Here is a 19,563-nt window from a genome sequence, read left to right as displayed (position 1 = left end):
CTTAGAGCTTGAACTGAATGGCCATGGCCAACTTACGGAATTGATTAACCAAATCCGGGTGTGAAATCACGTTGACCGCGTTTCGGTCACTGTCATCACGCTCAACGATTAGGTCGGTTTTGTACTGGTCGAAGTTCTCCACCAAAGCGCGCGCTTCTAATTGCTTGAACACATCCAGCAGGGTGTCACGGATAATTTCCGGTGTGACTACAGGTTGTCCGGGCGCGAACTTCGTACCATCATCGGCCAACTTGTGGCGCGGGTAATCGCGCTGGATGCGCACCTTGGTGGCGTGTCGTACAAAGCCCAAGGTTGCAGGGGTGGTGATATCCAAATAACTATCATCCGGCGCGCCTGTGGCGTTGGTTTGGTACATACTGATTTCGCGCTCAATTTGCACCACATCGCCGCCACCCACGGTGTGGGTGGCCATGCCGTCATAGAGAAGCAAGTTGCGCTCGTTCAGCTCCCAGCGCGCGCTGGTATTGACGGGCAAGATGCCGGGCAAGGTGACAAATTGCAGCGGCCTTGCCGGATCAACGCCTAGCTCGCGCGCTCCGGTAGCGGCGTAGCTTGCCGCCCATAGGTAGGCGGGCTGCGGGCTAATGTTGGTCGCCATTGATGTGTACAAAAAGTCATTACGGGCGTTACCAAAGGTTGCCGCTTCGGCCATTGTGCCTCGGTACGCACAATAGGCAATACCTTCGATCATCTTAACTGGCCCCCAGCGCTCAAGAAGCTCATCACGCAGTGCGTTCATATTAGCTGTATCGGTGAAGGGCATCACGATAGCGGTAAACCACAAATCCCCCATGGCGGCGATGGCTTCGCTAATATCCGGGTTGCCAGACCCACCTTCTAAGCACTTGACGGAAATAACAACGCCCGCTGGAGTTTGTTGTCCTGGGTAGTAATTAAGCAAAACGTCGATATCGTCACCGGTTTCCCCTGCCCAACGGCAAGTGAGCTTCACATCACCATCGGTAGCTTCTGCCGTAACCGGGTAGCCACCCGCATTGATTTGCGCAGCGATGCCTGCGGCAATGTCGCGGTCTTCATCCCCCACTTCAACAAGGTAGTCTAGCGGTTCACCGCCAATCATCAAATGCAACATGCCGGACTCTATGGGGTCTGTTAGGTCATCGATAGCTATTGCTAGCGGCTGCTCAGCAGTACTACCTCCGGGAGTCAGCGCCACGCCCCACATCTCGGTGAAGGGATCAGCTTTACGGGCCATTTTAACCATCGCGGTCAGCATGGAATCTGCGCCCCATAGCTCCATCGCCTGCTCATCGCTAGTCACGCGATAGGGCTCACCAATGGCGGCACAGCCGCCTGTGGCAAGACCCGGTATAAAAATACGTTGCTGCAACTCGGCCAAGCCTTGGCTGGCCCCGGTGTTGTCTATTTCTATATAAACGAGCGGTACCCGCAAGTTGGCTGGTATTTGGCTCATGTGTTACCCCCTTTTTTGCTGGATTTCGACTTGGCTATGGGCTGCTTAGGTGGTTGTTGGGCTATCACATCACCGTCTTTCACCCGACGACGCCAAAAGGCGGTAAATGGTTTAACTGCGCCCTTGGTGGGTAAGCGGCGGCCGTGTGGGTCACGCACCACTAGCTCAGCTTTAGGCGTAAGGAGTTTTTTAATCATGGTTTTCTCTCACCTTAATTGTTGAGTCCTGGACTGGGCCATCTTCGGCCTGAATTTGTCTTAAATGCAACTGCAAAAAGTCATCAAGTTTTGTATCATCGAGCGGGAAACTTAGCAGCCATTCCTGCTGCCATATCACCGCCCAAATCGCCACGCCGGTGGCATCTTTGGAGTCACCTCGACGGCTATAAAGGTTTTCCATTTGGACATTTATGGGCATTCTCTCCGCACCTGGTATTTCCCCGGCCTCGGGCCTACTAAGTAGCTGCGCCAAGCGGCATGTGATAACTTCGCAGCGGATATCACGGTCATAGCTGTACATATCAGAGCAGAACACGAAGGCAACAAAAGTCACCAAACCCACTGTGCCTCTCGCCGCAGCCAGTTGCACATCATCAACGCGTAGCACGCTTAAGCGCACACCGCCGTCCTTGCCGGACATGAAGCGCTTAATGTCGTCTTGAGAATCGAAGCGGCCAATGTGGCGCTCAACACTATGGACCTTGTCAATCTCGCGTTCTGTTCCTTCTAAGTGCGGCTTGAGATAGTCCACCACTGATAACGCGATGGCAACGGTTGAGCCACCGATGTCGAAGTCCGGGCGGCTCATAAGCGGTCCCTCCAGAAATCACCAATAACAGTTAACAGCTCTTGCTCATAGTTTCGACTTAACCCCAAATACTTACGCTGGGGGGGAGCTATAAAACACGAGTGTACGCCTACGTTCACATGCTTAGGCACTTTAAGCGCTTTACCGAAGGCTTGAGTCATCACTCGCGAATGCACCGCCACTTTGACCGCGCCGCTAAAGCCTTCTTGATGCACGCCTGCATAAATCAACTGTGAGCTGATAGCAGCGGAATCGGAGGTGCTGTTGTGAGTAATAGAGTCGAGCAAGTCGCCTTCACCTCGTAGCAAACTTTGGCCGCCGTGCCGCGTTTTGGTGTAGGCGCTCCATGCTTCCCAAGGGGGGGTAATACTGTCTTCGGGCTGGGCTTCAATCGTGGGTAGCCCTAAGTCGCAGCGGTTTTCAATAATGTCTTTTAGTACCTTGGTCGCGCCTTTGTAATGGTGTTCTATTAGCTCCGTGGCTTGGTTGCCCCTATCAGCTAACCAGCAAAACGCAATATTAATGGCCTGCTTATTCAGTAGTCCCGGCACTGTCTCCAAGGGCAGTACAAATCGGTGCGACAAGAAACTGTCGATTTCCTCGTCTGCTTGTTCGAGCGCCTGATTTATAGCCACGTCGTCAAGCGTATCTTCTTTGTCATAAGCGGTGTTGTAGACGAAGCTTTTATCGCAGTCTAATAGATTTTGTTTGCTGGCGTAGCCCATATTTATTCCTCGGCCATCTCACAAATGAGATTCGGCTCGTCGTGTAAGCGCTTAGCGGTGCGCTGGGTGATTCGGGCCGCATCCGCCGGCACATTAACGTTATCGCCGTCATCCACCACAGCAAGCAGGCGCGGCTTGCTGTACTCAAAGCGCATAGCACAGCGCCAGAATCCAGCTGGTCGCTTGGTGCTAACCTTAAGCAGGGGGGCGTCTTGCTTAGATGAGTTTTTCAGCGCATCAGCATTCACTTGGATTTTACCCTTAGATAGCGGCACGGTTTTATTCTCCATATTGAATTGAGCTCGGTTAAGGGCGGATAGAACGGTTAGTTCCGGAGAATTGGTCAGGCCTGCAGAGTGAAGCGAAACCACCAGCCAGACTCATTGGTTTGGATTACTGAAAGTTGGAAACAAAGTGGAAGGGCGACTTTTTTTCATTAGGGATCCTCTGTTACTAGAGACGTCATTGTCTATGGCGAGCGGTGCCAATATTAATTCAGATTTTTTACTGAAAGGTTGGCGATATAAAGTAAAGGAAGGAAGTCGTGATGCTAGGACGTGCGACCCGATTTAAAACACGTTTAAATCGCTCGTTATGTGTTTAAGATGTAATAGAGTAAGGAGGTTGTAGCGCAGAGCCCCTTAGCGGGGCACTGAGAAGATTTTAGCAAGCTTGGCTTTTTGGGTTAGTTCGGTTTGATAGTTGGCTTGTCGGTCTTTGTCACGGTTATAATTCCAGCCCGGCTCAATACCATCGGGAGCACCTCCACTTCTCCGGTGCGCTTGTTGTTCCATGTAGTGGTGCCAAGTTTGGCGCACTGGATACTCCTTATCGCTGAGCGGTGCATGCATCATCTGCACGCCCCACCAATCGCGTTGAACTAGGATCGCTTCCAAATCGAGAGCAAATTCTCGATAAGGCGCACCACTCTTGATGGCAGCGCTTATCATAGCTTGAACATCAACTAGCAAATCGGCGTCTAACATTCTAGCAATAGTAAACGCGTTATTATGTTCGGCGCGCCAAACATCGCGATAATCAAACCTTGGCTCGATGCTCTTCGCGTTGAAGTTGTCGCGCAACTCTTTGGGAAAAATGCGCTTAGCCATCTGACACATCCCCTAAGCCGCGTGATTTAGCGAGCTGTTCTTGAGAAGTCGGAGTATCGAATAAGCTATGTAGTTCGGCCAAGCCGTCGCTCAGTTCCTGATAAGCTTTTAGCGTTTTTCGCTAGTTTGAGGATAGGGTTTATAAATTCCCCACCGACCTCGACCCAATTGCTCATAACCTCAACGACCATAGCATCTATTTCAGCTTCACCGTTGACCTTATCGTTGCGGCGGTTTAATGCCAAGTGCTTACGCTTTGCGCGATTACCTTGTCGGTTTAGTGCGATATCATTGACGGGCGCGCTCAGCGCATGCAGTACTTCATCACCAGCTTCTGCTTGAGCAATGCCAAACTTGGCCAGCACATCTTCGGTGAGTACCTTAAGCCACCGGTCTACCATTTCCTTAATTGCATCAACAAAAGGTTTTAAGTCTTCGGGCTTGGGTAGCTCGATATTAACTTGCGGGTAGCGCTCTTGCTCGCCGTAGTTGAGCAAAGTATAGGGGTTGACCAAATATTCGTTAAAAGTGGCCGATAGCTGGCGCGCGTCCCACTTGATGATAACCTCGCGCACCTCATTGTGCACGGAGGGCTGTGCGCGACTCAAACCATCCTCAGTTGTCATGGTTTGCCCCAGCACCGCTTTTGATATTTGCTTATCGCACCATTGCGCCATGTTTTGAAATAGCGTGTCGCCCCGTTGCCTTGGCGCTCTCGATAAGCTCTATTTCCATCGGCTGAGGAATGGCGGCCCCCGCATCGCTCGCAATGGTGCGGATGGCGCTCTCCAACGTTTGAAGATCACCTTCGTTTGCGTTCGGCCCGTATTTCACCACCCTGACCGGGATGCTGAATACCTGTGCAAAGGCCCAGCAAGATCGGCAATAGAAAATTTAGTCATGTATTAGTCTTTGTCTGCAGGTGCTAAGCACATTTATTTTTTTCTTCTGCGTTGTTGTGTTGATAAATATCTACAGGAGAGGGAGTGCTCTTTGCTGCTAATGGCTTGGCTTGGCTTGGCTTGGCTTGCACCGTCAAACACGCGCTGCATAATTGCATCAAGTAATTTGGGGCAATAGGTCACGCGCCAGTAATCACAATGATAAATTGAGGTGGTTTTCTTTTGTTCAGGGGCGAAAAGTCAAACTAGGGGTAGGTTTTTCGGCTTAGCCCTAAGTAGGTTTCACTGGTAAAATCGTCGGGTTGGTCATAGTCGCTGGCCTCTAGAATCAGAACTAAAGCAAAGGAACAACTAAAAGCGTCGAAACAAGCAGAAGAAAATTGCATCACACACTCTAAATAATGGACTTACTCCAGAATATGTGGGGTTAAGGGAGTGGCATTAATTTAGATTATTTACTGTTTTAGAATGGCACACAGTGTAATTAACGAGCCATCAACAGGTTCAAATTTAGCAATAAACCTTTTACCCAAGATCAAATTGGAGGCTTCTGTATGTTCGTTCAGGCGGATGTATTCATCATTGCTTAGCTCCTGCTCTATCCTCTCGGTTGTAGTGTCCCTTTTAAGTGATGCCTACATCGTGGCTCAGCATTACTCCTTATTAGGGTAGGTATCTGCTAACTGATACGAGTCATCTCAACGAATAACACTCAATATGATAGTTTATTTAGTCACACAGTTAACAAAGCTGACTGGATAGCCGTCATCTATTACCTCTGTTTCTCCTAGGGGCAGGCTTAAGTTAGTCAGAGCTAAAAGAAACAAAGGCTTAGTTAGAAGCACAAAAGCCTATAATTTATCAATACCGTTAGAGGCATAACAAGAATCACCAAGTGAAGATTTTGTTAAACCGCTTGAATTGTTAGGCTCTCGAACAGGGTGCTCTAAATGGTACTGAACACACCTGCCTAAAAGGCTTTGATATTCACACCCACTTCTATGTAATCTATTAACTAAATCTATATCTTCTCCTCCCCAACCTTCAAAGTTTTCATCAAAACCATTGACGGATAAAAGATGACCTTTAGATATAGACATATTAGAGCCATATGGCCAGGGTTTCTTCAACCTATTAGCTAACCACTTAGGGTATCGTATTGCCTGTTCGGGCTTCGCGACCTTTTTACTTAAAGAAAGAGCTAGAAGTCGCCAAGGATTATACAAATACTCTAAGTTAATCTTATTAAATTGAATGTTCTTAGTTAGGGTATCTCTTAGCAATACCCTAGGGCCTGTGATAATATCATCATAATTATTGCGCTTAGCCATTTCTCGATGATCTTCGACAAACTTAGGGTGGAATACACAATCACTATCTACGAAGATGATCCAGTAGGCTTTTGAAGAATTAATTGCTTTATTTAGTATTTTAGCTTTTCTAAAACCTTTATCTTTTTGCTTTACATGTCTAATTTGTAATCCTCCCGAGTACTCTTGAAACACTTCTAAGAGAGATTCAATATCATCCGATGAGCCGTCATCTGCTAGACAAAGTGAGAAATTAGTATCAGTTTGATGGTACAAGCTCTGGAGGCTTTTACGAACTGAGTCTATGTTATTATAAACGCTCATGATTATTTCGGTTTTCATAGCTATTTTCCGTTTTGGGACTTCTATGCTTTCAACAATTTGATTGCTATTTACTGTTCTTAAAAAGGTTCTACTTGTCGTTTATCCATCTCTAATTTGCGGATTTTTCGTATTGCTTTATATACGGTTTCGTGTGTCACACTAAATTTGCGGACTAAGTCGACGACGTTTTTGCCGTTGAACTCTTCCCAAATTTGTCTATCTCGAAAATGAGCCTCAATGCTTTTTCCTTTTGGAAAGTAGACTTGTAACCCTCCAAACTCTCTGGCGAGAGCTAACAACAAGGGCATAGCTAAGGCGGGATCCGCTTCGTGAGCTTTTAACTCTGCTTCCAATATCTCAAAAATTTCTTTCGTTGCTTGAGGCCAACTCTCTTGGCTTAGCGTATTATCGAAAGCCTCACCTAATGGCTTAGTCATGTTTTACTCCTTAGCTGCCGAATATTTCTATTACTTCGCGGTAGTTTAAGCTGCGCAATTTGTTTGGATTAGCTGTTGCTCAAGCTTGACTATAATTATGTGGTGATGTCAGGCTTTCAAACACAGAGGTATCAGCGTCTAATCACCGCATCATGCGGTGCACCTTACGATCTAGCGCAGCTTCTGAGTTATTGCGTAAAAAGCTGTACTAAAGCCTCTAACTCCACTACAAGCTAGTGTTCGCTATCTCAGCAGATCTTTTACCTGTGTAATCAAACAGCATCGCATGTTAAAAATTATCATGTGGTACAAATCGCGCCTAACGACGTGCAGTCAGGTAATGAGGCATTTAGTTGTGATATTATCCCTTATTCCCCAATGTCACCTTGTATCTTCTTTGTAACATTAGTGACTCCATGCTTTGTTTCCTGAAACTTAGTGTGTTGGAGATCCTCGCTTCCATGTTTATGAGGCAACCAATTAATACATTTTCCGCATCAGTTGTAGTCGGTTCACTTTATAAATATTACCTACTTGCTTTCTCCCATCACGACTTGGAGTGAGCTAAGACCGCACTGACAAAAGATGCTGATTGGTGGCTTCGCTTGCTGCGGCCAATTCCGCTAATTAGCAAGCAAGTAATAAACTTGTTTATGGATAAACGGTGAGCTTTGTAGGCGTTACTTATCCAGAACATTACGACGTTAACCTTGCTTAATTCGCAACCAATTTCGGCAGATATTTTAGGTGCAGAACCAAGCGTTGAATTATCCACTCCGCTAGCCAAATACATTGTTCATAATTATTCTTTTTCATAATCTGAATTGAAATGTGCGCGATAAGCGCGGCCTTGAATTTGTCGAATGTGGCGTTTTTGTTGCTCAATATTCGCACTTATAGCGTGCTATTATCGACCTGTAATTGCTTATAACCACCTTTTTCGTTGCGTTCATAGACGCGCAAATACTGGCTAGACGCCGTAGTTTGGATAGTGTCAGCGATGGTATTTATGGCCTGTTTCCATTTCTTATCGCAGATATCTAAAGTGCATAGGCTTAAAACTTGGTTTATATCTAGACCTTGCTTGGCGGTGCGAAAGGTGTGCTCAACCATCGCCACCAAGTGCGAGTCAGCACCGTCACTCTAGCTTTTTATGTACCCATCAATCAACGTTGTGTTCTGCAGCGCTGAGGTTGACAAAATCAGCTATCTACCCCACGGGTTCGAGTTTGAATGCGGTCATGGCTTCGCGCGGTATTTGTGCTTTTCGATAATAGAATGCACCAACTCATCACGCAGTTGGTTGATGAGCTTAATCTGGTCTTCTGGCAAAAAACTGCCGTTTGCGCTTTCACGGTAGCCTCCAGGGATGAATTTAGTAATTTTACCTCCTTTGTTGAGATAATTACTGCAGCCCTTATTGCTGCGGCGTAGAAAGAAAAATAAACGGCACATTCATGATGTTTCATTCCAAGTGACATAAAAAGGGACAGCTTAAAGATGGGTGCATACGCCTTTCACCGTCTGCACAATGTCGGCTGCTTCGCGGCGTAAATCGCCGCTGGATAAGTCAATAATGATGCAGCGCAGGCCACTGCTTAGCACCTCAACTCTGCGTAGTTTTAACGCCATGGCAACAGCCTACTTGTCTTTATGCTTCAATGTGTGTCTCCTGTTGTTCGTTGATTTTTTCAAGCCACAAACACAGTTCCTTGCTAAGTTTTTCAACTTCGCTGGCGGACGGTAGAACCACACGGTAACGACTACTGGTGATGGTTTTCGCAGTGAACATATTAAAGGGGTGGTGACGCTGGTGCTTACATCAAGTACTAGGATGTTAAGGATTTGACTCTGAACATCGCGGTAAACCGTGGGCCAGCCGTCGCCGTTTAAATTGTGGCTTAACCCACTGCGAACCTTTCCGCGCGGCCAATCGTCGATTTCCTCAGATAATACAGTAACGCTCTCCACATCAAGCGCAACCCCTTCACCCAATACAGACTGGGTTAGTTCATATGCAGCATCGAAGTCTTCACTCAATATACAGGCGAAATGTACTTCATTCAGTGGCCGGTCAATAGCAATAATCTGTGTTCCGGACTTTTGAAGCTTTAAGTAGTAGTCACTCACATCGAGCATACTACTCGCTGCGAACAAGGCATCTATACGGCGACTGATTAATGCCCTGCCACTTTCTGCTCAATCTCTGGAGCATACTCAGAACAGCAAGCCAATGAAGCTTTTGATGCTGATTACTTAGTGTGCCTTGGGCAACTAGAGGCTTACATTAGGTGGTTACACTTTTGAGTAGATATTGGCTTGACCGTAAAACCATCACCAATTTAACTTGACCACTATAATAGAAAGAGGGACATGTTTAGTAACTCTGTTAGTGATTACCTATCTCCCTTTAGTTATTGATTTTCTCTGGGTGAACTTTAGTCAAATTGCGGAGCTGTCTTGTATTGTCATAGTATTCGGCTGGGGCCTGTTGAAGTTAAAACTACGAGTCTACTAGCTACGCTTTCTTCTCTTGATTGCAGAGAACACAGAGACTCCGGCTAATACGATGAATACTAACGCTATAGGTCGCTCATAAATAAATGACCATGAGCCGTCGTACATGAGTAAGGCCTTACGAAGATTTGTTTCTGCCATTGGCCCCAGAATGATGGCGAGCAGTATGGGTGAACTTGGAACGTCGAGCTTACCTAAAACATAGCCTAGCAAACCAAAGGTTATAGCTACCCAAACATCAAACAGGCTGTTATTGATGGCATAGCCCCCCACTACCGAGAGGAAGATGATCATAGGCACCATCAGGATTTTGGGTACTTCGGTTATCCGACAGAAATATCGGATTCCGAATAAGCCCACCCCAAGCATAACTACATTGGCAAGGAGCATTGCGCTAAACACGCCATAAACGAGCTCAGGACTTTGGTTAAATAACAATGGACCTGGCGTAAGGCCTTGAATAATCAGAGCTCCTAGTAACACTGCTGTAACCGCATCGCCAGGTACACCCAATGTGAGTAGAGGTACCAATGCACCTCCTGTCACGCCATTGTTCCCCGCTTCAGCCGCTGCTAAGCCTCTCACGGATCCCTTGCCAAAGTCTTCAGGTTTTTTTGAGGAGCGTTTCGCTTCGTTGTAACAGATAAAAGCAGCAATATCTGCTCCCGCGCCAGGAACAGAGCCAATGGCGGTCCCCATGGTGCCGCTCTTTACTGCCGTTGGTAGTATTGCTTTTAGGTCAGCTTTATCCATGAGCGCTTTGCTTGTTTTCGTTCCTTCAACTCCTTTCTCCGAATGAAGTTGTTCAAACTGTTTGAGCGCTTCAGCAATAGCGAATAAGCCAATCAACACTGGGATGACATTAATGCCGTTGTAAAGTTCCAATACACCAAAGGTAAACCGCGGCACGCTGGAAATGGGATCCATACCTACGGTTGATATGAGTAGACCTATAGCGCCTGCGAGAAGTCCTTTAAGTAAGCTTTTTGACGACACACTGGCAATAACAGTTAAACCGAATAGTGCCAGAGCAAAGTATTCTGGCGCATTAAATCGAAGTGCAAAGTTAGCCAGTAAAGGTGCGATACTAATGAGGACAATGGTACTGATAATGCCGCCGGTAAAAGATGCTACTACAGAGATACTGAGTGCACGACCCGCCTCTCCTCGTTGGGCAAGTGTATGCCCACTAGAACGGTTGCTGCTGATGCTGGTGTTCCTGGCGTGTTTAAAAGTATTGCGGCAATTGAGCCGCCATAAATTCCTCCAATATATACGCCGATAAGCATGACCAAAGCCGACGTTGATTCCATACCAAAGGTAAAGGGTAACAGTATGGTCACCCCCATGGTAGCTGTTAGTCCTGGCAGTGCACCTAGCACAATTCCGCCAACCACACCAAAGATTAGCACAGGTAAGATCTCTAGGCTGAAAGCGTTAAATAAACCGTTTAAAAGATATTCAAACATAACAACGCATCCTTATGACCACATGGTTTGGGGTAAGGCAATAACAAAAACTTCACCGAACAGGTAGTAGATAATAGTGACAAATGACCAAGCGGCGATGTAGTAACTGAGCCTTTTGACTTTGAGAGCCAAAAGATAGGTACTAAATGCCACAAAAGAGGCGAGTAGATATCCAACCACAGCAATAAGCAGGACATAGTAAGCGATAAATAACATCCCTAGCAATGCACCACTGGGGACTAGTGGATCATCACTGCATGTTGTTTGTCGATTACCATTGCTACGGATATGGTGATAAAGCATCAAGCATGAAAGCAACACCATCACGAGTGAAACAATTGTTGGGAAGAAGCTGGCATCAACACTCGCATCTTGGTATCTGGGAGCGTTAAACCCGGATATTAGCCAGAGTGATATAGCACTGAGGAATATTATGAGGGTGGGGAGTACATTGTACCTAGAAGGTGTCGCCATCTCTATCTCCTTAGTTCTAATAAGAGTTTGGGATTAGGCCAGCATTTATCACAGGAAGACTTGCTGGACTGAAAAAGGCTAATTGATAAGCTCGCCTAACGTCTGGGTATCCTGCTCTACGAACTGAGTGAAAGCTTTTGTATCTAGGTTATGAATCGTCATTGCTCCCTGCTCCATAAAAGAGATAAAGTCTGGGGAAGTCATTGCTTGATCAAAGGCTTTACCTAGGTTGCGAATGACGTCCTCTGGTGTGTCTTTGGGTGCACCAATGCCGCGCCATGTGCCTGTTACCACATCGATACCCTGTTCGCGCAGGGTTGGTACATCGGGTAGAAAGTTCACGCGTTCTTCTGACATAACTCCTAGCGTTTTAAGCTGCCCTGAGCGCAACTGTGAAATAGCTTCTCCAGGTGTCACTATGGTGACTTCCGTATGTTTGCCCAAAACAGAAGGGAGTGCTTCGGATGCGCCATTGTAGGGAATGGCATTAAATTTAACCCGCTGGTGCTTTTCTAGCGCCATTAAGTAAAAGTTTGGTGCTGCGGTAGACGCGAACTTTATGCGTCCCTCATTTTCTCGAGCCGCTTTCACTAGGTCATTAATGCTATTGTACGGGCTGTCAGCGGACACCAATACCACCACTGGGTCGAGATTCACCATACGTATTAGTTTAAAGTCGTGCATATCGTGCCGCATAAGCCCCATCTGAGGCAGCGAGGCTATTTCTCTCGTAATTACCGTCAGAGTGTAGCCATCCGCACGTTGCTGTGCGCCGAGGCTCATACCTACAGCACCTGCCCCCCCCGAGCGATTGACGATGGTGATATTTTTGCCCAGCACATCTTTAGCTGAACTCGCCAGTGCTCGCCCGACTGCATCTGTACCACCGCCAGCCCCGAAGGGGACTATCAGTCGAATGTTTTTACTGGGGTAGTCGCTTGCAAAAGCCGCTAGACTCAATGTCAAGCCTGCTGTAACCGCTATTGCTCTAAACACATTATTCATAAGTAATACCTTAATGATTTTTGCTATATTGGTTTAGTTTTCGCCTTGTCTGTTGGCGATGGTTAGTTGCTCTATAGCTAGCGAATCTTAGTGTCAGGTTCGCGAAGCTAGATTGCTTTTTTGCAATGACATCAAATCACACTGACCATTTATCCGTGCTGCCAATAGACACCTTTGCCAGTATCGCTTCTTCAAAGCTTGCCTCCCAAGGCCTTAAGCTTGGGCCCATAACCACAATGTGCGGGGCTTAGCGACACGCTTTGTCAAATACTTTGGAATTGTAGGTCGCGTTAATTCAATGAGCTCTAAAGCGATATTCTCATGTGTTTCTATAGGGAGTTCTTCTCGATGTATTGATATTATTGTATGGTGAAAAAGTTAGATGACTAGCGTTCCAAAGGAAATATGAAGAGGGTGATCACATGCTGTCTTGTTAAAATGGGATGGCGCACGCGAAGATACAAACTTGATACAGGTAAAGTGTTGAACTGAGCTTTTGTGTCCCGGTAAGGTTGTAGAGTTATGGAGGGTCGACATTAGATGCATAGACCCCAGTTAAAGTGTTGCACTCATTGGGATGAGCTTGGGTATCAGAAGCCATTCCTTTCCCCAAGGTTTAACCTTTCAATGCAGACGTGATGGTTATCTGTAGGGCTGTGCTGGAGGCTGACGACAAAGAAAGCGACATGACTACGAGCAACCCCATATTCTCCAAGCCTTTCGGGGCTATATTTGAGGCGCTAGATGACTTAAGAAATAGGTGTGTATATATCGGTTCTGGCGGTTCCCGTTGGTATGCATTATGGGTGGGTTAATAACTATGAGCGTCACCCAAGACAAAAAGCCAAGAGGTAATGCTTTAGACTGACGCGTCCCAACTCGTTTTGATAGTGTCGATATTAAGGGAAGGAGGTACATACATAATTCCACAACCGGTTGAATAAACCACATTGGTGTTAGCATTCGAGAAAGCTAAAGCTGTAAGCCTCTTTGAAAATAAACTCATTCATATAAACCTGAAATAGGCCAAAGAAAATAGCCACCAAAAGGTGGCTAAAAGTCACTCTCGACTATTTCTTTGAAGACTTGCTTGGCTTTAAATCAGGGGTGTTACCTGGGGTGTTTTTGTTGTCTCGACGACGCTGATCAGGCTTCCCCGTAGATTTTGCAATTGGCTTTGGACCTGGCTTAAGTGCCATAAAGACTCCTTTATAAATAGATTTAGTGCATCATTGCACAGATAAAACATATTGGGACTAATCATCTAACACAAAAGCCCACGTTACAGTTCGGATACGCTAAACTTGAGTTCCCGCCAAAACCACCCACCGCCGTATATCTAGGTAGATGACTTTGAAATGGTATTTATAGCTCACACTATAAATATCTAACTTAAGTTCTTCCAACTCTCTGAAATAGGTAACTTCATCTTTACTAAGAGCCCTAAAAGCATCTTTCAAACAAAAAAAGTAAGCACCTCTATGACTCTCGAGATATTTGGGTAATACCCAGATTTAATTAATAATCGTCCTTTTTTTTTGGGGTGTTAATGAGCAGCACTTACTGAAGTTCAATTTCTTTGAATATCTAGTTATGTTGTTAGGTTTGCAAGCGCGAAATCTTAAAACTCCATCTGTATAAATATAGCGCAGGGTACTTAATTGCTCTGCAGGTGGAGGAAAACTAAGGTTTGGCCCCTTTACTTATCCAATACCCATAGAAGCTATGTTTGCAAGCATCCTTCAGGGCTTGAATTAATCACCGCATATTCACTAAACCTGTTGAGTCAGTAGTTAGAATAGAGATAACATCATTATTTTTTGTTCTTGTAAAATAGTCACGATTAGAGCTCAATTTAACTAATTTTTATTAAGATTACTGGGGCTGCTACCAATTGTGTACCCGCTAGGCATAATGTGCTTAGCAAGCCAGTGTTGTACTTATTGGCTTCAGAGTGTTGAAGAAGCTCTGTCGCTTTACCGATTGTAGACTCAACAACATTGTTGTCCTTAGTTTCAATGATTTCTTCGATAGTGTTTGCTCTGTTAAAGAAGCAGGCCCTCACTCTGCGAGTTCCGGATAGTGTTTAAATGTACTACTGCCGTCGAAGATGTGCGGTTCAAATCAATCATTGATGAATCGAAACTGGAAAATACGACAATTTCAGTAGTGGTACGAGTAATCGAAGCATTTAATCTTCGTTCCCCTTCTATTTTTATTTAGGGGACCTAAGTTCATGCTCATCGTTTTCCCGTCAATTTCCGAAGTTCCATAACCAAGGCTTAGAAAAAATCACATCACGGTCCCCCTTTGAACAAACTCTAAGTTCTCAACAAATACCGGTTCATAATCATTGTGTGGTGAAGAATCCCTCAATGCTTGGAGTATTTCACCTTGCATCATCAAATAAATCGTCGATAGTTCTCTATTGATCAGAGTTTAACGTAACAATATCTAAGCTTTCTTCTACTACCACTTATTGTCCATCGGCCTTTTCACAACATCATCGACTAAAGCTTTCGCTTCAATTAGTTTATTTGCTACCTTTTCGTTTTTGCATTAGTCTCATTAATGTGGCGTAAAGATACTACGTGTTTTAGGTGAAGGTTAAGTTACCAATAAGCTCTCGTAATACTTAATGCTAGTGAAGACATAAGCGTATTATGTTTACTTAAGTAATGTACCTGCAGCTTTTTCAGGAGTAATTCAGCAACAACAGCTTGGTTGATAATTGGTTACAAACTTCCTCTTTAGGATCATTACAGGAGCTGGAAACTGGAAAGAAGTTGGTGGTATTTGCTTCAGCCACAACCGTTACAATCCCCTTATACTTAGCTCTGCGAGGGCTAAGTCTAAGGGGACCACACCGAGTGATGTAACTTTAACATTCTAGGTAATCACATATTATTTGGCTATGCGCCTGCTACAATCTCATTCATATCGTTCTGTTTCTTATTAAAGCCTTCATGCAGATGATAGTAGCGCTTATAAACAAAAGCGCTTACAGTCATTAGAATAGCAGGAACCCCCACCATCATGAACTGTAAACCCATGATGGTGCTGTCAGACTGTTCAACGTTTGGCACATAGCCCACCACTGACAGTCCGATACCAACAATGAAACCACCTGCTGCGCCTGCAAATTTAACAAGCATAGTTTGAACAGAGAAGATTACACTCTCGCTACGGCGGCCTGTTTTGTACTCACCGTAATCTACAACATCTGCAAGCATAACGGTTTGCAACGCATTCGCGATCCCCACACCAAACTTGATTGCTGCACCTGCAATGCCGATAAGAATCAGGTTACCGGGGATAGTAAAGCCCATGATAAGCAGCGTAATACAAGATAATACAGGGAAGCCACAAGCGATAACCCACAGGTGTTTGCGAGGCAACGCTGAAGCAATACGAGGGAATAAAAATACACCCGCAACTTCAGCGGCACCTGCAACCATCATATAAATGGGGAACAAGTCTGCGTTGCCTAATGCATAAGAGAAGTAGTAAATAGCAAAACCACCAACTAACAAGTTCGCGATTTGAAATGACAATACCGTACCAATAAGTGCTTTTAATTGGTCATTTTTACCAATGATAACCAGTACATCTTTAAAGTTGAAACGTTCAGCTGGTTTAGCATTTGCTGGTGCAGACTTTTCTTTTACGTTACGAGCAATCAAGAATGCACTCATCACGAACAGAACAGCAATCAATATAGCAACGTTGAAAAAACCTTGTCCTTGGTCATCATCACCAAGTTTACCGACAATGTGCAACCCGTAAGTACCCGTAACAAACCAAGCTAAGCTAGCAAACAATCGTGGCCAAACAACAAGTTTTTCACGTTCTTGACGAGAGCTAGATAAGGCAGGAATCATAGACCAGTATGGAATATCCATAATCGTATACGTTAGCCCCCACAAGATATAGGCAGCAGCTGCATAAATGTATAACGTAGTGCCTTCAAACATATGCGTACTAAATAGACCAACAAGCACTACAGCATTTAACAGGGTACCAATCACGATCCAAGGACGGAATTTACCAAATTTAGAGCGCGTGTTATCAACAATTACACCCATCATTGGGTCGGAAACCGCATCGACGATGCGCGCGGCCAAAAAGATAGTACCCACAAATGCGGCTGACAACCCAGCAACATCGGTGAAGTAAAACATTAAGAAAATGTAGATTGGAGCACATGCGAAGTCTTTACCTAAAGCCCCGAGTCCATATGATAATTTGGTTTGTAGAGTAATTTGAACAGACATAGTATTTCCTTCAGGTGCGTAACTACATCTCCTAACAGACGTTGAAACGCTTACCCTTTGTTTGTAATAATTTATCCACTCAAGTTCTGTTTTAGAGCCACTCTGTGGTCGCTTCTTAAAACACTTAAGTATCAACTCCGATGCTAATGTAACCATTCTAGCGAACAGATACTGTGATCAAGAACCACTTGATGGAAACGTTTCCACGCCAATATCTAAAATTGAGAGATCGAACAATAAGATACTCGAATTAATAGAACATACCGGTAATTAAAGAGGTCAAAACTGTTATAGCGTGAAGTGATAGATGAGAGCAGCTAAATTGGGGGTATCAAGTGTTGTATTACCTACACCTCTCCCACGCTATAAGGGCGTACTAAATCTATTAGATAGTTATGGCAATTTAAAAAACGCGTAATTTAACCTACGCGGTTCGTCAATTATAAAGTTGAAGCTAAAACTTACTCGATACGTTCAAACTTAATCAGCATCGCAGTTTCTGTGTCGAGTATCGGCATAGTCAGCCCTACCTCGGCACACCAAGCACCTGATATTTCACAGCCAGATTCTGTCCATGGAGGTTGATAATTCACAATATCATCGTAATTTGAAGGCTTATCAATCACAGAGACTTTGTATAGACTTTGTGGATCTAACCCTGGTATGCGTAAATGACCACTCAACGAATTTGTTGGCATCGTCAGTTGTGCAATCATCACAACTGCCTCTGACACATCTTCGGAAACTACTGCATGAATTTGATGAGCACTATCATCCGTTGGAACTCGCCAAGTTCTCCCGCTATGCAGTAACGGACGCAGTATCTTATGTAACTTAATGTAGTGTTCAAAGCCCTGTTTCTCTTCTTGGACTTCTTTCACAGGGTCTAATTCAATACCCATGTGACCAAACAGTGCTGTTAGGCCACGAAACTCTATACTATGACGGCGACGAGTGCTGTGGCAGCGGCTCGCACCAATATGGCTACCCATTACCTCAGGAGGGAAGAAGTAACTCATCCCACGTTGGATAGTTTGCCTTTCCAAAGCATCATTATTATCAGAAGTCCAAAAACGTTGCGTACGCTTAAGAACCTCAAAATCTATACGCCCGCCACCAGCCGCACAAGATTCAATATCAACCATAGGATGCTTTTCTCGGATTTTATCGACCAACTCATAGTAACGAGCGGTTTGTTGATGGGCCGCTGCCCTGCCGAAGTGTGCGGGTTGTACAACTTCTCGGTTCATATCCCACTTAATGTAAGCAATATTGTACTTACTCAAGAAGTGGTCAAGGCGCTCAAACAGAAAATTAAATGCCTGTTGATTCTGAAGATCGATAACGTATTGGTTGCGGCCAGTAGGTTGGTCATAGCCTTCTACCGCAAGTAGCCAGTCAGGATGTGCTCGATATAAGTCTGAATCCTTGTTGATCATCTCAGGTTCAAACCACAACCCAAATTCCATCCCCAACTGATTAACGTGTTCAACAATCGGCTCTAAACCATTAGGGTATTTTTTTTCATCAAAGAACCAATCCCCCAGCGCAGTCTTATCTCCACAGCGCCCTTTGAACCACCCATCGTCAATGATAAAGCGCTCTACTCCCATATCCGCAGCTTGGCTAGCCATCGACATAATATAATCAGGATCATGATCAAAATAGATGCCTTCCCATGTATTAAGGTGAATAGGTCGAGGATTTTGTGCGAAAGATTCCGGCAAGATGGAGTGGCGCACATGAGCGTGGAATTGGTGGCTCATTTCATTCAGGCCTTCCGAGCTGAAACTTGCATATAACCAAGGTGTCGTTAAGCTTTCCCCTTCATCCAATGCAAGCTCGCCCGGTAGATAAATAACTTCCGCTTGCACGTAACGACGACCGTCTGCTTTTACATCAGCGCGTAATCTGTGGTTACCACTCCAAGCAAAGTGAATCCCCCACACATCACCCGTAATTTCATTAAAGTTAGTCGTACCAACAACCATCGCAGGATAATGTTCATGAGACGTTCGTCCACGACGGTTTTCTTGTTGGTACCCCCCTTGTTGTAAGGGTTGACGCACCGTTTGGAACTCATGTACCCAGCGGCCATAGTACGTCATCAACTCACTAGCTCTTGCTGGTAATGGTAAAGTATTAGCGAGGCGATTCACCTGATAAAGGCCAACTTTGACATTGGTTAAGGTGTGGCGAGATTTAACAACGTCATGTTTATCAAGGGATAACTCGGTTGTTAAACGTAAGCCTGCACGTAAATCCTCACTCTCAATGAGTAAGCTAGATGGTGTTTGTTGAATATCAGTAATAGAGAAAACAGGCGCCCAATCCAATCCTCCTCGGTGTCCTTCTAATGCTGGACTGCTGAAAACACCGCGCCCAAGCTCAGGGCTCAGTGACATAGCGACATCATTATCAAGGCGACCGTAAGGAACAGGTCTTTGAAGAGAAATACGAAAACTTGCTAGATCACCACGAACGGGAACTCCCCAATGCAGAATTTCGGCAAAATCGCCAAGTTCAACTATCAGTTGCGAGTTTTTACCCGTAATTTCTATTAGGGATTTATTCGTCATTTTATTTAACCTTAACGCTCTTAATTACCCCGTATCATAACTATTGAGCTGAGAGTTTCTGTGATCAAACCCAAAGGCGTGAAAACGTTTCCAATATATATATTTGAGATTAATAGATTCAAATAACATATCTTAATTCAAAAATTTACGCCCACCTCCATCTCAGTACAAGTAA

At 45.1% G+C, this 19,563-nt stretch carries 17 protein-coding genes and 3 pseudogenes; all 20 read right to left on the bottom strand.

What is annotated here, in order from left to right:
• Nucleotide 1 precedes the first annotated feature (1 nt).
• The 20 genes and pseudogenes from LQZ07_RS04530 to LQZ07_RS04440 all read right to left on the bottom strand — a co-directional run bounded on the left by LQZ07_RS04530 (nucleotide 2) and on the right by LQZ07_RS04440 (nucleotide 19,388).
• Nucleotides 2-1,456, bottom strand: a complete 1,455-nt coding sequence (locus LQZ07_RS04530) for a phage tail sheath subtilisin-like domain-containing protein (RefSeq protein WP_152786125.1) — start codon at nucleotides 1,454-1,456, stop codon at nucleotides 2-4.
• On the bottom strand, nucleotides 1,453-1,653 hold the full coding sequence (locus tag LQZ07_RS04525) for a DUF2635 domain-containing protein (protein WP_152786127.1): 201 nt from the start codon (nucleotides 1,651-1,653) through the stop codon (nucleotides 1,453-1,455). Before LQZ07_RS04525 ends, LQZ07_RS04530 begins: the two co-directional genes overlap by 4 nt.
• Complete coding sequence (locus tag LQZ07_RS04520) at nucleotides 1,646-2,263, bottom strand: hypothetical protein (RefSeq protein ID WP_152786129.1); 618 nt, start codon at nucleotides 2,261-2,263, stop codon at nucleotides 1,646-1,648. The genes LQZ07_RS04525 and LQZ07_RS04520 overlap by 8 nt, the downstream gene beginning before the upstream one ends.
• Entirely contained in the window at nucleotides 2,260-2,988 is a 729-nt protein-coding gene (locus tag LQZ07_RS04515) for a phage protein Gp36 family protein (RefSeq protein ID WP_152786131.1), read from the bottom strand. Before LQZ07_RS04515 ends, LQZ07_RS04520 begins: the two co-directional genes overlap by 4 nt.
• Nucleotides 2,989-2,990: 2 nt before the next feature.
• Complete coding sequence (locus LQZ07_RS04510; RefSeq protein WP_152786133.1) at nucleotides 2,991-3,263, bottom strand: hypothetical protein; 273 nt, start codon at nucleotides 3,261-3,263, stop codon at nucleotides 2,991-2,993.
• Nucleotides 3,264-3,629: 366 nt separating this feature from the next.
• Nucleotides 3,630-4,097, bottom strand: a complete 468-nt coding sequence (locus tag LQZ07_RS04505; protein WP_152786135.1) for a hypothetical protein — start codon at nucleotides 4,095-4,097, stop codon at nucleotides 3,630-3,632.
• 65 nt (nucleotides 4,098-4,162) lie between these two features.
• Nucleotides 4,163-4,931 (bottom strand): annotated as a pseudogene (locus LQZ07_RS04500) (DUF935 family protein).
• A 313-nt stretch (nucleotides 4,932-5,244) separates the two neighbouring features.
• Entirely contained in the window at nucleotides 5,245-5,385 is a 141-nt protein-coding gene (locus tag LQZ07_RS04495) for a hypothetical protein (RefSeq protein WP_194164238.1), read from the bottom strand.
• A gap of 465 nt (nucleotides 5,386-5,850) precedes the next feature.
• Nucleotides 5,851-6,651, bottom strand: a complete 801-nt coding sequence (locus tag LQZ07_RS04490; protein WP_152786141.1) for a glycosyltransferase — start codon at nucleotides 6,649-6,651, stop codon at nucleotides 5,851-5,853.
• Between the two features lie 59 nt (nucleotides 6,652-6,710).
• Entirely contained in the window at nucleotides 6,711-7,070 is a 360-nt protein-coding gene (locus tag LQZ07_RS04485) for a Mor transcription activator family protein (RefSeq protein WP_152786143.1), read from the bottom strand.
• An 894-nt stretch (nucleotides 7,071-7,964) separates the two neighbouring features.
• Nucleotides 7,965-8,201 (bottom strand): annotated as a pseudogene (locus LQZ07_RS04480) (DUF3164 family protein); the annotation flags it as partial.
• 108 nt (nucleotides 8,202-8,309) lie between these two features.
• A complete protein-coding gene (locus LQZ07_RS04475; protein WP_227981691.1) occupies nucleotides 8,310-8,525 on the bottom strand; it encodes a DUF3164 family protein in 216 nt (71 codons plus the stop codon).
• Between the two features lie 39 nt (nucleotides 8,526-8,564).
• Nucleotides 8,565-8,702: a hypothetical protein gene (locus tag LQZ07_RS04470; protein ID WP_194164239.1), complete on the bottom strand. Its 138-nt coding sequence runs from the start codon at nucleotides 8,700-8,702 to the stop codon at nucleotides 8,565-8,567.
• Nucleotides 8,703-8,711: 9 nt separating this feature from the next.
• Complete coding sequence (locus tag LQZ07_RS04465; RefSeq protein WP_152786145.1) at nucleotides 8,712-9,200, bottom strand: hypothetical protein; 489 nt, start codon at nucleotides 9,198-9,200, stop codon at nucleotides 8,712-8,714.
• A 384-nt stretch (nucleotides 9,201-9,584) separates the two neighbouring features.
• Nucleotides 9,585-11,056: pseudogene (locus tag LQZ07_RS04460) on the bottom strand (tripartite tricarboxylate transporter permease).
• Between the two features lie 12 nt (nucleotides 11,057-11,068).
• Nucleotides 11,069-11,530: a tripartite tricarboxylate transporter TctB family protein gene (locus LQZ07_RS04455; RefSeq protein WP_152786147.1), complete on the bottom strand. Its 462-nt coding sequence runs from the start codon at nucleotides 11,528-11,530 to the stop codon at nucleotides 11,069-11,071.
• A 78-nt stretch (nucleotides 11,531-11,608) separates the two neighbouring features.
• Nucleotides 11,609-12,535 carry a tripartite tricarboxylate transporter substrate binding protein gene (locus tag LQZ07_RS04450; RefSeq protein ID WP_152786149.1) on the bottom strand — a complete coding sequence of 309 codons (927 nt, stop codon included), beginning with the start codon at nucleotides 12,533-12,535 and terminating at the stop codon, nucleotides 11,609-11,611.
• Between the two features lie 1,070 nt (nucleotides 12,536-13,605).
• Nucleotides 13,606-13,734 (bottom strand): hypothetical protein, encoded by a 129-nt coding sequence (locus tag LQZ07_RS24540; RefSeq protein ID WP_255484297.1) that lies wholly within the window; start codon nucleotides 13,732-13,734, stop codon nucleotides 13,606-13,608.
• A 1,713-nt stretch (nucleotides 13,735-15,447) separates the two neighbouring features.
• Complete coding sequence (melB, locus tag LQZ07_RS04445) at nucleotides 15,448-16,809, bottom strand: melibiose:sodium transporter MelB (protein ID WP_152786151.1); 1,362 nt, start codon at nucleotides 16,807-16,809, stop codon at nucleotides 15,448-15,450.
• Nucleotides 16,810-17,270: 461 nt separating this feature from the next.
• Nucleotides 17,271-19,388, bottom strand: coding sequence for an alpha-galactosidase (locus tag LQZ07_RS04440; protein ID WP_152786153.1), 2,118 nt, complete (start codon nucleotides 19,386-19,388; stop codon nucleotides 17,271-17,273).
• Between the last annotated feature and the right edge of the window lie 175 nt (nucleotides 19,389-19,563).

Origin of the sequence: Agarivorans sp. B2Z047, from assembly GCF_023373605.1 — a bacterium.
Lineage (GTDB): Bacteria > Pseudomonadota > Gammaproteobacteria > Enterobacterales > Celerinatantimonadaceae > Agarivorans > Agarivorans albus.
Note: the sequence above shows the minus strand (reverse complement) of the source record. Positions and strands in the feature narration are given on the sequence as shown.

What these genes read in the sequence shown, in the direction of transcription:
- LQZ07_RS04530 (WP_152786125.1), bottom strand. Translation starts at nt 1,456, where the DNA reads ATGAGCCAAATACCAGCCAACTTGCGGGTACCGCTCGTTTATATAGAA.
- LQZ07_RS04525 (WP_152786127.1), bottom strand. Translation starts at nt 1,653, where the DNA reads ATGATTAAAAAACTCCTTACGCCTAAAGCTGAGCTAGTGGTGCGTGAC.
- LQZ07_RS04520 (WP_152786129.1), bottom strand. Translation starts at nt 2,263, where the DNA reads ATGAGCCGCCCGGACTTCGACATCGGTGGCTCAACCGTTGCCATCGCG.
- LQZ07_RS04515 (WP_152786131.1), bottom strand. Translation starts at nt 2,988, where the DNA reads ATGGGCTACGCCAGCAAACAAAATCTATTAGACTGCGATAAAAGCTTC.
- LQZ07_RS04505 (WP_152786135.1), bottom strand. Translation starts at nt 4,097, where the DNA reads ATGGCTAAGCGCATTTTTCCCAAAGAGTTGCGCGACAACTTCAACGCG.
- LQZ07_RS04495 (WP_194164238.1), bottom strand. Translation starts at nt 5,385, where the DNA reads ATGCAATTTTCTTCTGCTTGTTTCGACGCTTTTAGTTGTTCCTTTGCT.
- LQZ07_RS04490 (WP_152786141.1), bottom strand. Translation starts at nt 6,651, where the DNA reads ATGAAAACCGAAATAATCATGAGCGTTTATAATAACATAGACTCAGTT.
- LQZ07_RS04485 (WP_152786143.1), bottom strand. Translation starts at nt 7,070, where the DNA reads ATGACTAAGCCATTAGGTGAGGCTTTCGATAATACGCTAAGCCAAGAG.
- LQZ07_RS04475 (WP_227981691.1), bottom strand. Translation starts at nt 8,525, where the DNA reads ATGTGCCGTTTATTTTTCTTTCTACGCCGCAGCAATAAGGGCTGCAGT.
- LQZ07_RS04470 (WP_194164239.1), bottom strand. Translation starts at nt 8,702, where the DNA reads ATGGCGTTAAAACTACGCAGAGTTGAGGTGCTAAGCAGTGGCCTGCGC.
- LQZ07_RS04455 (WP_152786147.1), bottom strand. Translation starts at nt 11,530, where the DNA reads ATGGCGACACCTTCTAGGTACAATGTACTCCCCACCCTCATAATATTC.
- LQZ07_RS04450 (WP_152786149.1), bottom strand. Translation starts at nt 12,535, where the DNA reads ATGAATAATGTGTTTAGAGCAATAGCGGTTACAGCAGGCTTGACATTG.
- LQZ07_RS24540 (WP_255484297.1), bottom strand. Translation starts at nt 13,734, where the DNA reads ATGGCACTTAAGCCAGGTCCAAAGCCAATTGCAAAATCTACGGGGAAG.
- melB (WP_152786151.1), bottom strand. Translation starts at nt 16,809, where the DNA reads ATGTCTGTTCAAATTACTCTACAAACCAAATTATCATATGGACTCGGG.
- LQZ07_RS04440 (WP_152786153.1), bottom strand. Translation starts at nt 19,388, where the DNA reads ATGACGAATAAATCCCTAATAGAAATTACGGGTAAAAACTCGCAACTG.